The sequence below is a fragment of the Burkholderia sp. MS455 genome (assembly GCF_016899445.1).
GTDB classification, from domain to species: Bacteria; Pseudomonadota; Gammaproteobacteria; order Burkholderiales; family Burkholderiaceae; genus Burkholderia; species Burkholderia pyrrocinia_C.
Map to the genome: position 1 here is coordinate 2717339 of NZ_CP041778.1, position 12219 is coordinate 2729557.

12 protein-coding genes and 1 pseudogene are annotated in these 12219 nt (G+C 68.0%); 6 read left to right on the plus strand and 7 right to left on the minus strand.

The features are described from left to right. Window positions 1-29 precede the first annotated feature (29 nt). Window positions 30-368 carry a helix-turn-helix transcriptional regulator gene (locus tag FPJ27_RS16540; RefSeq protein WP_034180783.1) on the plus strand — a complete coding sequence of 113 codons (339 nt, stop codon included), beginning with the start codon at window positions 30-32 and terminating at the stop codon, window positions 366-368. A gap of 190 nt (window positions 369-558) precedes the next feature. Here the strand turns inward: FPJ27_RS16540 and pqqE are convergent, their stop codons facing one another. The 6 genes from pqqE to FPJ27_RS16570 form a co-directional block, all read right to left on the minus strand. After that, complete coding sequence (gene pqqE / locus FPJ27_RS16545) at window positions 559-1698, minus strand: pyrroloquinoline quinone biosynthesis protein PqqE (RefSeq protein ID WP_204421841.1); 1140 nt, start codon at window positions 1696-1698, stop codon at window positions 559-561. A gap of 1 nt (window position 1699) precedes the next feature. Further along, window positions 1700-1981, minus strand: coding sequence for a pyrroloquinoline quinone biosynthesis peptide chaperone PqqD (gene pqqD / locus FPJ27_RS16550; protein WP_034180785.1), 282 nt, complete (start codon window positions 1979-1981; stop codon window positions 1700-1702). Continuing rightward, window positions 1978-2697, minus strand: coding sequence for a pyrroloquinoline-quinone synthase PqqC (gene pqqC / locus FPJ27_RS16555; RefSeq protein ID WP_034180786.1), 720 nt, complete (start codon window positions 2695-2697; stop codon window positions 1978-1980). The genes pqqD and pqqC overlap by 4 nt, the downstream gene beginning before the upstream one ends. 2 nt (window positions 2698-2699) lie before the next feature. Then, window positions 2700-3623, minus strand: coding sequence for a pyrroloquinoline quinone biosynthesis protein PqqB (pqqB, locus tag FPJ27_RS16560; protein WP_204421842.1), 924 nt, complete (start codon window positions 3621-3623; stop codon window positions 2700-2702). Window positions 3624-3685: 62 nt separating this feature from the next. Next, a complete protein-coding gene (gene pqqA / locus FPJ27_RS16565) occupies window positions 3686-3760 on the minus strand; it encodes a pyrroloquinoline quinone precursor peptide PqqA (RefSeq protein WP_006485436.1) in 75 nt (24 codons plus the stop codon). A 333-nt stretch (window positions 3761-4093) separates the two neighbouring features. Further along, complete coding sequence (locus FPJ27_RS16570) at window positions 4094-6115, minus strand: sigma-54-dependent Fis family transcriptional regulator (protein WP_204421843.1); 2022 nt, start codon at window positions 6113-6115, stop codon at window positions 4094-4096. Between the two features lie 379 nt (window positions 6116-6494). Here FPJ27_RS16570 and FPJ27_RS16575 point away from each other — a divergent pair, with 379 nt between their 5' ends. Further along, window positions 6495-7481 (plus strand): alpha/beta fold hydrolase, encoded by a 987-nt coding sequence (locus FPJ27_RS16575; RefSeq protein ID WP_239483316.1) that lies wholly within the window; start codon window positions 6495-6497, stop codon window positions 7479-7481. Window positions 7482-7512: 31 nt separating this feature from the next. Here the strand turns inward: FPJ27_RS16575 and FPJ27_RS16580 are convergent, their stop codons facing one another. Beyond that, a complete protein-coding gene (locus tag FPJ27_RS16580; protein WP_204423257.1) occupies window positions 7513-7734 on the minus strand; it encodes a hypothetical protein in 222 nt (73 codons plus the stop codon). A 470-nt stretch (window positions 7735-8204) separates the two neighbouring features. Here FPJ27_RS16580 and FPJ27_RS16585 point away from each other — a divergent pair, with 470 nt between their 5' ends. The 4 genes and pseudogenes from FPJ27_RS16585 to FPJ27_RS16600 form a co-directional block, all read left to right on the plus strand. After that, window positions 8205-9926: a methanol/ethanol family PQQ-dependent dehydrogenase gene (locus FPJ27_RS16585; RefSeq protein ID WP_072442046.1), complete on the plus strand. Its 1722-nt coding sequence runs from the start codon at window positions 8205-8207 to the stop codon at window positions 9924-9926. Window positions 9927-10005: 79 nt separating this feature from the next. Continuing rightward, a complete protein-coding gene (locus FPJ27_RS16590; RefSeq protein ID WP_204421845.1) occupies window positions 10006-11208 on the plus strand; it encodes a transporter substrate-binding domain-containing protein in 1203 nt (400 codons plus the stop codon). Between the two features lie 98 nt (window positions 11209-11306). Further along, the gene (locus FPJ27_RS16595) at window positions 11307-11621 is read left to right on the plus strand and encodes a high-potential iron-sulfur protein (protein WP_204421846.1); all 315 of its coding nucleotides are present in this window, start codon (window positions 11307-11309) and stop codon (window positions 11619-11621) included. A 22-nt stretch (window positions 11622-11643) separates the two neighbouring features. Next, window positions 11644-12078: pseudogene (locus tag FPJ27_RS16600) on the plus strand (acetyl-coenzyme A synthetase); the annotation flags it as partial. Window positions 12079-12219 lie beyond the last annotated feature (141 nt).

Sequence of the window (12219 nt, forward strand, 5' to 3'; positions counted from 1 at the left end):
GCCGTAACTGTATAGGTATAATGCATCGCATGGAAGCCCCGGACCAAGATTTTCCCGTTCAAGACCTGTTGCGCCGCCTGATGGCAGATACACGCTCGTCCAGCGAAATTGCGCGACTTTCCGGGGTCAGCCAGCCAACCGTGTCGCGCCTGAGGCTGTCGAACGGGCATCGGCTGCGCCGCAGCGCGCCATTCAATAAGCTATGCAGTTTCTATGGTGTCGATACCGGGCCGTCGCGCCGCCGCTATAACGACCTGCTGCGCGACGCGATCGTCGACGCATGGGACGGCTCCGACGAGCACGGGCGTGCGCTGCTGGTCGTGATTCAGGGGTTGAAGGATCTGCAGGCGAAGGCCGACGACGGGTGATGTCGCGGTTCGATTTCGTTCGCTTTGCCGGGCGGCTCGAAGTCGGCCGGGAGCGCGGCGGCAGGCGCCAGCGCCCGTTCACTTCGGTGCCGGGTTTCGCTGGCTGCGGGAAGGCGTTTCTTGCGCTATTGGCGCGAGGGTTGCCGCGCGGACGCGGGGTCGGCGACGAAGCCGTCGTCGCCGTAGCTCGTCAGCAGTCGCACGCCGCCCCGCATTGCGCGAGCGAATTCTCCTTGCTGCGAAACACCAGCGGCTGCTCGTCGCGCGGCGCCGGTCGCCGCGCGAATTGCACCGCCTGCTCGACCTGGCCGTGATGCGCGGACTTCGCGCATACCGGATCGGCTTCCTTCGGATCGCCTGCCAGCAGGTACGCCTGGCACCGGCAGCCGCCGTGATCCGTATGCCGTTCGTCGCACGTGCGGCACGGCTCGCGCATCCACGCGTCGCCGCGAAACGCGTTGAACGCGTCGCTGTCGTACCAGATTTCCTTCAGCGACCGGTCGCGCACGTTCGGCAGCGCGAGCCCCGGCAGCGAACGCGCGGCGTGGCACGGCAGCGCGGTACCGTCAGGCGCGACGCCGAGAAACACCGAACCCCAGCCGTTCATGCACGCTTTCGGGCGCGCCTCGAAATAGTCGGGCACGACGAACAGGATCCGGCAGCGCTCTCCGACCAGCTTGCGATAGCGGTTCACCGTGTCCTCGGCTTCGCGCACCTGTTCGACGGTCGGCATGAGCTGGTCGCGGTTCAGCATCGCCCAGCCGTAGTACTGCGTGTTCGCGAGCTCCAGGTAATCGGCGCCGAGATCGAGCGCCATCTCGATGATCTGTCCCACGTGCGGCAGGTTGTAGCGATGCAGCACGCAGTTGAGCACCATCGGGTAGCCGTGCGCCTTGATCAGCCGCGCGACGTCGCGCTTCAGCTCGAACGTGCGCGTGCTGGTCAGGAAATCGTTCAGCTCGCGCGTCGAATCCTGCAGCGACAACTGGATGTGATCGAGCCCGGCCGCCTTGAGCCGCTCGATGCGCGCGACATTCAGCCCGATCCCCGACGTGATCAGGTTCGTGTAGAAGCCGAGCCCGCGCGCATGCGCGACGAGCGTCTCGAGGTCGCCGCGCTGCAGCGGCTCGCCGCCCGAGAAGCCGATCTGCGCGGCGCCGAGCGCGCGCGCATCGCTTATCACCGCGCGCCATGCATCGGTGTCGAGCTCCGCGCCGTGCGTCGCGAAGTCGACGGGGTTGTAGCAGAACGCGCAATGCAGCGGGCAGCGGTACGTGAGTTCCGCGAGCAGCCATAGCGGCGCGGACGGACGGGACGTGTCGGGCGCCATGTCAGTCGAGCCAGCCGCGCAGCCGCGCGTGATCGAGGAAACGGTATACGTCGGAGGCAAGGTCCGACGTGCTGAACAGGCACTCGAGTTCGCCGATGATGTCGTCGAGTTCGCGCGTGCCGTCGCAGCGCACGAGTATCTCGGCCGCACTCGGGTTGAGCTTGACCATTCCTTCCGGATAGAGGAGCACGTAGGCATCCTGGGCCACCTCCCACTGCAGGCGGTACATGCCCCTCAGGCAGGGGCGCAGCGGCACGCCGCTGGCGGCATCGATCGCGTTCATACGGGGTAGGCCTTTTCGACGGCGTCGAGCATCGACCAGAGGATGTCGAGCTTGAATTGCAGGATGCCGAGTGCGCGCTGCTGCGCATCCGGTGTCGTGAAATGCTGCAGCGTGACCGCAAGCCCGTGCTCGACGTCGCGCTGCGCGAGCGGCACGCGGCTGCGGAAGTAATGCAGCCCGTCCGGCTCGATCCACGGGTAGTGCGACGGCCAGCCCGCGAGCCGGTCGAGATGGATCTGCGGCGCGAACATCTCCGTCAGCGACGAGCACACGGCTTCCTGCCACGGCGCGCGCCGCGCGAAATTCACATACGCGTCGACCGCGAAGCGCACGCCGGGCAGCACGTGCTCGAGCGACCACAGCTCGGCGCGATCGAGGCCGCACGCCTCGCCGAGCCGCACCCACGCCTCGATGCCGCCTTCGTTGTCGCCCTGCCCGTCGTGATCGATCAGCCGCTGGATCCACCGGCGCCGCGTGTCGCGATCGGGGCAGTTCGACAGGATCGCCGCATCCTTGAGCGGGATGTTGATCTGGTAGTAGAAGCGGTTCGCGACCCAGCCGCGGATCTGCGCGGGCGAACACGCGCCGCTGTTGAGCCGCCGGTTGAACGGGTGATGGATGTGATAGCGCGATTCGAGCGCGCGCAGGCGCGCCTCGAATTCGGTCGCGGTCCAGGGCGTCGCGTGCAACGCCGTAGCGGGGATCGGTGCGTTCATGGTCAGACCTGGAATTGCATGCCGTCGTGCGCGACGTCGATGCCATGCGCGCGCAGGTGCGCGTGCTCGACGGAATGCGGGTCGAGAATCGGGTTCGTGTTGTTGATGTGCGTGAGCACCTTGCGCGTGCGCGCGGGCAGCATGTCGAGCCAGTCGATCATGCCGTGCCGCCCGTGTTCCGCGCACTGCGCGAGATGCCCCATGTCGGCCGCGTGCTTGCTCGACAGGCCGAGGTCGATCATCTCGGTGCCGGTCCAGAACGTGCCGTCCACCAGCACGAGATCGGCGCCGTCCATCGCCGCGCGCACGTCGTCGGAAACGGCCGCGAGCCCCGGCGCATAAAACGCGCGCCGGCCGCTCGCGACATCTTCGATCGACAGTGCGATGTTGTCGCCGGGCGCGGCCGACGCGCGCCGCGGCGAATACGGCGGCGCCTTGCTGTCGACGGGAATCGCGGTGAAGCGGATCCCGCGCGCCGCCGGCACCGTGAACGGCTCGCCGAGCGCGATCGTGTGCGCATCGACGCCGCAGTAGTGGCCGAGCAGCGGCACGAGCGGCAGCCCGGTCGACAGGTCGTCGAGCACCGGCGCGCTCGCGTAGAGCGGCAGCGGCGTCGAACGCTCGCGCAGCATCAGCAGGCCGGTCACGTGATCGATCTGTGCGTCGCACAGCACGATGGCGGCGATGCCGCTGTCGCGGATCGCGCGCGCCGGCTGCAGGTCCGGATTCGCGCGCAACTGGGAAAGAATGTCGGGCGACGCGTTGACGAGAATCCAGTCGATGCCGTCCGCGCTGACCGCGAGCGACGACTGCGTGCGCGGCAGCACATGGCCGCTTCCGCTGCGCGCGCGGCGACAGTTCGCGCAATTGCAGTTCCACTGCGGCAGGCCGCCGCCGGCTCCCGAGCCGAGTATCTTGATCTTCATGGGCGTCAGCTCCCGAGGCCGTCCGCGCCGCGCATCGCGGCACGGACAGCGCATCGCGACGATCAGCGGTTGGCGATGTACATCGTGATTTCGAAGCCGAAGCGCAGGTCGGTGTAAGACGGGGTCGTCCACTGCATGATGTGTCTCCTGGTTGAGTTGGTGAGTCGCGTCGATGAGTCCGACAACCGCGGCAATCTGGCGGTCGGTTCCTCTTCAGCAAGGAGCGTGCCGAAGCCGCACTTTGCCTGTGCGACGTCGGCACATGGCCGTCGCCCGGGCATCGGGATGCAATCCTTACGATTTGCCGACACGATTCGCGCGGATGCGATTCGCCGCCCCGGCGGCACGATGCGCGGGGGCGGTGACAGGTGTTGAATCGTTGAACACCGGTGTTGCAACGGGTGTTGCAACTTGACACACCGGCAGTGACGGATCGCCGGCCGCGCAACCGCGATCCCGCGGCCCGCGCGTCAGCTTTCGTCCGACGGTTGGTGCTCCGCGTCGGCCGCCGGCATCTTCCGGTAGATCGTGTTGCGCGACACGCCGAGCGCGCGCGCCGCGGCCGACACGTTGCCGCCGTGACGGGCCAGCGCGGCGGCGATCGCGGACGCGGCGACGTCCTGCAAGCGCGCGTCGGCGGGCGGGAACGCCTCCGCGGCAAACGGCGCGACGGCCGGATCGTGCTGCGCGGCCGGCTCGGCCGGCGCATCGCCGCGGCGCAGGTCGTCGAAGAAATCGTCCGGCAGGTGCTCGCGCCGGATTTCGCCATCGTCGTCGACCATCGCCGCCGCCGTGCGCAGCAGGTTGCCGAGCTGGCGGAAGTTGCCGGGCCACGTGCAGCGCACGAACAGCGCCATCACGTCCGGCGCGACGGAGAGCGGCGGGCGGTCGGGGCCCGCGAATGCTTCCCGTTGCAGCATCTTCTGCACGACGACCGCGAGATCCGTGCGGTCGCGCAGCGGCGGCAGGCGCACCACGAGGCCGTTCAGCCGGTAGTAGAGATCCTCGCGGAAGCGGTTCTGCGCAATCATGTCGCGCAGGTCGCGGTGCGTCGCGCAGATGATCGAGATGTCCACGGCGATCGTCTTCGTCGACCCGAGCGGGTTGACGAGGCGCTCCTGCAGCACACGCAGCAGCCGCACCTGCAGCGGATACGGCATGTCGCCGATCTCGTCGAGGAACAGCGTGCCGCCGTTCGCCTGCAGCAGCTTGCCGATCGCCCCCTTGCGGCGCGCGCCGGTGAATGCGCCCTCCTCATAGCCGAACAGCTCGGATTCGATCAGCGTCTCCGGAATCGATGCGCAGTTGACCGCGACGAACGGCCCGTCGCGACGCGGCGAGTCGTTGTGGATCGCCTGCGCGAGCAGTTCCTTGCCGGTGCCGGTCTCGCCGGTGATCAGGATCGGAATGTCCTTGCCGATCACCTTGCGCACCTTCGCGATCACGCACGCGACCTGCGGATCGCCGGTGTCGAGATAGTTGAGCCGCGACAGGCCCGCCGATGTGCCTGCCGCCGGCGCCGACACCGCGTTCGCGCGCGCGGCCGGCGCGCCCGCGTCGTGGACGTCCGTCGGCCGGCTGCCTTCCGCGAGCGTCGCACGCCGGAAGTGCACGCGCGCGCAGACCACCGCGCCGGTGCCGAGATTCAGCATCAGGTGCCGGTCGGTGCTCGCGCGCATGCGGTCGATCAGCTGCGCGCTCGTGATGTCGAACAGCGACGACAGCGTGTGCGCGCGCAGCACCGCGAGCGGCATGCCGAGCTGGAACTGCGCGCTGCGATTGGCCGACAGGAAGCGGCCATCGGCCGTGAACGCGACGATCCCCTCCATCAGCGTGCCGAGGAACTCGGGACGGCCATGGAACGACACCTGCAGCGTTTCCTGAAAGGTCGTCGTAAACAGGTGATTCTCGATCATCTGCACCGACATTTTCGCGAGCGCCATCGTGTGCTGGTGATAGCTGCGGTGGTCGCCCGTCACGTCGAGCACGCCGATCGCGTCACCGTACGGATCGAGGATCGGCACGCTCGAACAGGTCAGGAAGCGGTTCGCGGCCAGGAAGTGCTGGTCGCCGTGGACCACCATCGGGCACAGCTCGGCGAGCGCCGTGCCGATCGCGTTGGTGCCCTGCCGGCTCTCCGCCCAGTTCGCGCCCGGGCGCAGCGCGACCTTCTCCGCGCGCTGCAGGAAGTCGTCGTCGCCGATCGAATGCAGGATCAGGCCTTCGGCGTCGGTCAGCACGATCATGCTCTGCGTGTTGACGATCTGCTCGTGCAGCGTCTCCATCACCGGCATCGCGTGCACGCACAGCACGCGGCTCTGCTCGCGCTTCAGCACCAGCGCCGCGCTGGACAGCACGTCGTAGTCGGGGCGTGCCGATACCTGCAGGCCGAACGTCTCGGACCGCTCATGGGCTTTCCGGATCGACGGCGCGGGCCAGCCGGCGGGATGCGCGGCCCGAGTCCCGGCCGCCTGCTCTACGTCATCGCGCATTGTCTCCTCCGGGGATCCTTCCGGTCATCTGCCGGACTCTTTGCCGTCTTAACAAGCAAGCATCGGGCCACGCAAGCGTCGCGGCGCGGACGGGCCGTGCGATGCCGGTCATGCGCCGCGAATTGAAAGCCGGATGCAAGGGAACGATCGGTCGAGATCGTGCCGCCGGACAGTTCGGCCTTCGTAATACCGCGATTGCGCGGCTCGCGGCTACCCGTGCGAATCCCGATCTTCGCGCCTGGCGCGGTTCTGGCTTTGTCTCAGGTCAAGCACCTCAGTCGCCCCGGCGCACACGCGACCGAGTGACGGTTGTCCCCAATTCCGCCCGAGCCACGTCGACATGACGCCTACCCCGATTCGACTCACGCCGTCGCCCGCTATGCCGCCCTCGTCTGCCGCGCCTCGCGAGCCTGTATCACCTGCCGCCCCCGTTCACCGGCGCCTGAACCGCGACGCACAGTCGATCGCGTTCACCGTGGCCGGCGCTGCGGACGGCCACCCCGTCGCCGTGCTGCACGGCGGGCCCGGCAGCGGCAGTCAGGCCGGCATCCTGCGCCTGTTCGACCTGACGCGCACGCGCGTCGTGCTCGTCGACCAGCGCGGCGCGGGCGCGTCGTCGCCGCGCGGCGGCACGCGCCACAACAGCACCGCGCGGCTGATCGGCGATCTCGAGGCGGTACGCGAGCAGCTCGGCATCGCGCGCTGGGGCGTCGTCGGCGGATCGTGGGGCGCCGCGCTTGCGCTCGCGTATGCGGGCGCGCATCCCGCACGGGTGACCGGCGTCGTGTTGCGCGGCCTGTTCCTGACGTCGCCGCGCGAAGTCCGCCGCCTGTTCACGACGTCGCGCACGCGTGCACCCCGCGAATGGCAGCGCCTGTGTGCGGCGGCCGGCGGCGCACAGCCGGATCGTCTGCTGTCGTGCTGCGCGCGGCGGCTGCGCCCCGGCGCGGGCGCGGCCCCGCAGCGCGCGGTGGCGCTCGCGTGGCACGCGTACGAAGGCGCCGTCCTCGCGTCGTCGCACACGCGCCGCTCGCCCGCGCACGCGATCCGCTCGCACAAGACCGTCCGCCGGCTGATCGACAAGTACCGGATCCAGGCCCATTACCTGCAACGCGATTGCTGGCTCGGCGAACGCCGCGTGCTCGCACTCGCGCGGCGGGCGGCTGGCGAAGGCGTGCCGCTGTTCGCCGCGCACGGGATGCACGACCCCGTTTGCCCGGTCGACAACGCCGCACGTCTCGGTCGTGCCGTGCCCGTGGCCGAAATCGAACGCGTGCCTGCCGGACATCTGGCGAGCGACCCGGCATTGGCGCGCAGCGTCGCCCGCGCGGTGCACGCGATGTTCGCGGCGGCGCCGCTCACGTGACGGCGCATGTCGGGCACGGCCCGGCGCCAGCTCACGTCGTCAGGCGACAGCGGCGCAACCGCGCAACATTCAATCCCACGCATAACGCAGGTCGACCCACGCGGCGCCCCGGTCCGACGAACTGTTGGTTGACCGGATTCGCGCCGTCGAACGTGTGATTCGGCCCGTTGAAGAAATTCCGGCCGAGCGCGCCGAAGCTCGCGCGGCGCTTGTCGAACAGGTTCGTCACGCTCGCGAAGACCTCGAAGCGCATTGCGTCGCCCGACTGCCTTTGGTCTCCTGATCATTGCCGTTGTCTCCGTCTTTGTGTTCCGCCGTGGCGTGCGCCGCACCGAGCGGCGATAGGTTGTCGCGAAGCGAGCTTGCGACAACCGTGCCAGCACGGCGGTGCGACATACGCCAGCGTCGCTGCCTCGCGCATCGTCTGCGTGCTGCATGCGCGCATGCGGCGGCCGCACCGTCACGGGTGCCACGCCACCTGTCATGTTTGGCAACACTGCGCGCGCGACGGTGTACCTGAATGCAACACCTTCGTTGACACCGCCGCGCGACACGTTCAACACAGCACAGCGCGCGATACGCCCGTGCGCCGCGCCGCGCAGGCTTCTCGCCGCGATGGCATGCGACTTGCGTGAACGGCATCGCATTCGGCCCGGAACCCCACCCGTGCCGGCGCGACGAACCGTTCGCGGCGGTGCGACCACAATGACTCAGGAGACAACCATGAAGAAACTCTCGGCTTCAGCGAGCCGGCTGGCGACGATCGGCATCGCGGCAGCAGCGGCCGTCGCGCTGAACCCCCGCCTCGTCGAAGCGGCCGCGGACTACCCGGCCGTGACCTACCAGCGGCTGACCGACGCGCAACAGGATCCGGGCTGGCTGACCTACTACCGCACCTACAACGGCCGCTCGCATTCGCCGCTCAAGCAGATCGACACGTCGAATGCGAAGGCGCTCAAGCAGGTGTGGGCCTACAAGTTCCCCGCCGACCTGAAGCAGGGTTTCGAGGCGACGCCGATCGTCAACGGCAATTACCTGTTCGTGACGACGCCGAAGGACAACGTCTACGCATTCGATGCGAAGACGGGCAAGCAACTGTGGAAATACGAACCGAAGCTCGGCGCGGCATCGTTCAAGACCGCATGCTGCGACGTGGTCAACCGCGGCGTCGCGCTGTACGGCAAGAACGTCTATATCGCGATGCTGAACGGAGAAGTCGCGGCGCTCGACGCGCAGACCGGCAATCTCGTCTGGAAGAAGCAGATGTTCGAGCCGGGCCTCGGCTACGCGTTCTCGCTCGCGCCGCTCGCGCTCGACGGCGCGATCGTCGTCGGTACGTCCGGCGGCGAATACGGCATTCGCGGCTACATCGCCGCGCTGAATCCTGACGACGGCTCGGAGGTCTGGAAACGCTACACGATCCCCGGTTCCGGCGAGAAAGGCTCGGAGACCTGGCCCGACGGCATGCAGAGCCACGGCGGCGGCGCCGCGTGGCTGACCGGCACCTACGACGCGGCATCCCGCACGCTGTACTGGGGCGTCGGCAACCCCGGCCCGTGGCTCGCGGCGCTGCGCCCCGGCGACAACCTGTATTCCGACTCGCTGCTCGCGCTCGACGCGAAGAACGGCAACCTGAAGTGGCACTACCAGTACACGAGCAACGACACGTGGGACTACGACGGCGTGAACGCGGCCGTCCTCGCGGACATCCGGTACAAAGGCAAGGACTACGACGCGATCATCCACGCGGACCGCAACGGCTTCTTCCACGCGATCGACCGCACGACCGGCAAGCTGATCTATGCGACGCCGTTCGTCAAGGCGACCTCGGTCACCGGCTACACGGCCGACGGCAAGCCGATCCAGGACGAATCGAAGTTCCCGAAGGCCGGCACGACAATCGAAACGTGCCCGAGCTTCCTCGGCGGCAAGAACTGGTGGTCGATCTCGTACGACCAGGATCGCAACATCGCGGTCGTGCCTGCGCTGCACGCGTGCATGAGCCTGACCGGCAAGTCGGTCAGCTACCAGGAAGGCCTGCCGTATCTCGGCGAAGGCTTCGAGATCAAGCCCGAACCGGGCAGCGAAGGCTACGGCGAACTGACGGCAATCGACGTGAACACCGGCAAGAAACTGTGGAGCCACTGGTCGAAGAAGCCGTGGAACGGCGGCGTCGCGACCACCGCGAGCGGCCTCGCGTTCAGCGGTTCGCTCGACGGCCACCTGTACGCGTTCGACACGGCAACCGGCAAGGTGCTGTGGGAAAGCCCGCAACTCGCGAGCGGCATCATTTCGCAGCCCTCGGTGTATGAGGTCGACGGCAAGGAGTACGTCGCCGTGCTCGCCGGCTACGGCGGCGCGAACCCGATCTGGGGCGGCCCGATGGCCGACATCGCGAAGGACGTTCCGCGCGGCGGCACGCTCTACGTGTTCGCGCTCGACTGATCAGGCGCAAGCCGCGGTCGCGCCCGCATGCGCCCGATGCGGGCGCGACGACCCAACCGCTTCAACCGGAAACACGATCATGAATACTCGCCTCACTCCCGTTACCGTCGCCAGTCTGCTCGCCGTGGGCGTGGCGCTGACACCGGCAGCCGCGTCGGCCGGCGTGCGCATCTGCACGCTGCCCGGCAGCCCGACCACGGCGCTCGACCAATCCGTTGCGCGCGAAGTGTTCCGCACCGCGGGCATCGCCGCATCGTTCAACAAGCGCGGCGTCGACGACGACGGCGGCGACGACGGCATCTCCGCAAGCGAGCTGAAGAAATCGCTCGAACGCGACTGCGACGTGATCGCCGGCTTCCCGCGCTCGGAGATCGCCGATGGGTCGGGATCCAGAATGACGTTCTCGCAGGGCTATCTGCGCTCCGGCTACGTCAGCGTGTCGCTGCGCGACGCGCGAGCAACGTCCGGCGCCAAGGAAACGATCGCGGCCACGTATGGCAGCCCTTCGCAGTTGATCGCCGCGCAACAGAGCAACGCCCGTTTCGATCTGGAAAACACCAGCGAGCAAACGATCGGCGCGCTCGCCGCCGGCCGCGCGCAGCGCGCCATCGTCTGGTATCCGAGCGTCGTCGCGTACAAGCGCGCGCACCCGCAACAGCAGTTCCGGGTCGCGGCCACATCGTCGCCGTACTCGGACTGGCAACTGTCCTTCGCATTCGGGCCGGGCAAGGAAGATCTCCGGAAGCGCATCGACGCGGCCTTGTCGCGAATGAGCGGCAACGGCCGTCTCGCGGCGCTCACGCGCGGCTGGGCACTTCCGGAAACGGTCGCGCAAGCGACGGGTACGCATGCGCCCGGCCGATTTCTCGACGGGTCGGTCGCATCCGTGCAGCCGGTAAAGAGCGGCTTCATCAAGGTTTCGACCAACGAAGGCAGCGAAGTACCGCCGTTCGAGCAGGCGCAGGTGCAGCACGGCAAGAAGATCTACGCCGATGCCTGCGCGAAATGCCACGGCGACCAGCTCGAAGGCAATACCGCCCCCGCACTGAGCGGGGAATCCTTTGCCCCCGAAGGCAAGTCGCACATCACGGTCGGCGGCATCTACCAGTACATGTCGAGCAACATGCCGGCCGATCGCCCCGGCAAGATGACCGAACAGGAATACTCGGACCTGATGGCGTTCCTGCTCTACTCGAACGGCTACGACGCGTCGAAAGCAAAACTGACCGCCGATGCCGCCAACGCGTCGAAGGCGCCGCTCATTGCCGGGCCGCGCAAGTAACGCTTCCGTCCCCTTCGTTTCGGTCCACTCGCCGCGCCGGGAAGCATTCCCGGCGCGCGGGGCAGATTTTATCTTTTCATTTCATTCAGGAAAACGACATGATCTCCCGCAATCGCAGAACTTTCATGATTCAGACGGCCGGCCTGTGTGCCGCGCTCGCGGCCGGAACCCGCGCATTTGCGGCTCCGCCGCCCGTCGACGAAAACGACGCCGCCGCAAAGACGCTCGGCTACCGCGCGAAAGCGACGACCGTCGACGCGGGCAAATTCCCGAAGTATCAGGCAGGCCAGACGTGCGCGAACTGCCGCTTCTACAAGGGCGCCGACGGCGATTCCTTCGGCACGTGCCCGATGTTCGCGGGCAAGACGGTCGCCGCCGAAGGCTGGTGCAACGTCTATGCAAAGCCTGCTTGATCCCGGGCACGCGCGCGGGCACGACAAGGACACCGGCTACGTCACGATCATGGGCCGGATCGACGACGTGCTGAACGTGTCGGGCCACCGGCTCGGCACGATGGAGATCGAGTCGGCGCTGGTGTCGCACGAGCTGGGTGCCGAGGCGGCCGTGGTCGGCCGGCCGGACGACACGACGGGCGAGGCGGTCGTTGCATTCGTGGTGCTGAAGCGTTCGCGTCCGGAGGGCGAGGAAGCGGCGGCGCTCGCGAAGACGCTGCGCGACTGGGTCGGCAAGCAGATCGGGCCGATCGCGAAGCCGAAGGACATCCGCTTCGGCGACAACCTGCCGAAGACGCGCTCGGGCAAGATCATGCGGCGCCTGCTGCGCTCGCTTGCGAAGGGCGAGGCGATCACGCAGGACACGTCCACGCTCGAGAATCCGGCCATCCTCGATCAGCTGAATCGTTCGATGTAACACCCCCCACTCCGGCGGGCGCTTCGCTTCGTCGCGACGCCGGAGCGCGGTCGCATGCGCGCGCTCCACGCCGGGCACGCGGCCGCATTCCGGCCCGCACGAGGCACCGCCGTGTGTTCCCCGACAGCACGGCATGCAGGC

Coding starts and splice junctions, on each gene's coding strand:
- pqqD (WP_034180785.1), bottom strand. CDS start 1,981: ATGAACGCGATCGATGCCGCCAGCGGCGTGCCGCTGCGCCCCTGCCTG.
- FPJ27_RS16595 (WP_204421846.1), top strand. CDS start 11,307: ATGATCTCCCGCAATCGCAGAACTTTCATGATTCAGACGGCCGGCCTG.
- FPJ27_RS16585 (WP_072442046.1), top strand. CDS start 8,205: ATGAAGAAACTCTCGGCTTCAGCGAGCCGGCTGGCGACGATCGGCATC.
- pqqC (WP_034180786.1), bottom strand. CDS start 2,697: ATGAACGCACCGATCCCCGCTACGGCGTTGCACGCGACGCCCTGGACC.
- FPJ27_RS16570 (WP_204421843.1), bottom strand. CDS start 6,115: ATGCGCGATGACGTAGAGCAGGCGGCCGGGACTCGGGCCGCGCATCCC.
- FPJ27_RS16590 (WP_204421845.1), top strand. CDS start 10,006: ATGAATACTCGCCTCACTCCCGTTACCGTCGCCAGTCTGCTCGCCGTG.
- pqqE (WP_204421841.1), bottom strand. CDS start 1,698: ATGGCGCCCGACACGTCCCGTCCGTCCGCGCCGCTATGGCTGCTCGCG.
- FPJ27_RS16580 (WP_204423257.1), bottom strand. CDS start 7,734: ATGCGCTTCGAGGTCTTCGCGAGCGTGACGAACCTGTTCGACAAGCGC.
- FPJ27_RS16540 (WP_034180783.1), top strand. CDS start 30: ATGGAAGCCCCGGACCAAGATTTTCCCGTTCAAGACCTGTTGCGCCGC.
- pqqB (WP_204421842.1), bottom strand. CDS start 3,623: ATGAAGATCAAGATACTCGGCTCGGGAGCCGGCGGCGGCCTGCCGCAG.
- FPJ27_RS16575 (WP_239483316.1), top strand. CDS start 6,495: ATGCCGCCCTCGTCTGCCGCGCCTCGCGAGCCTGTATCACCTGCCGCC.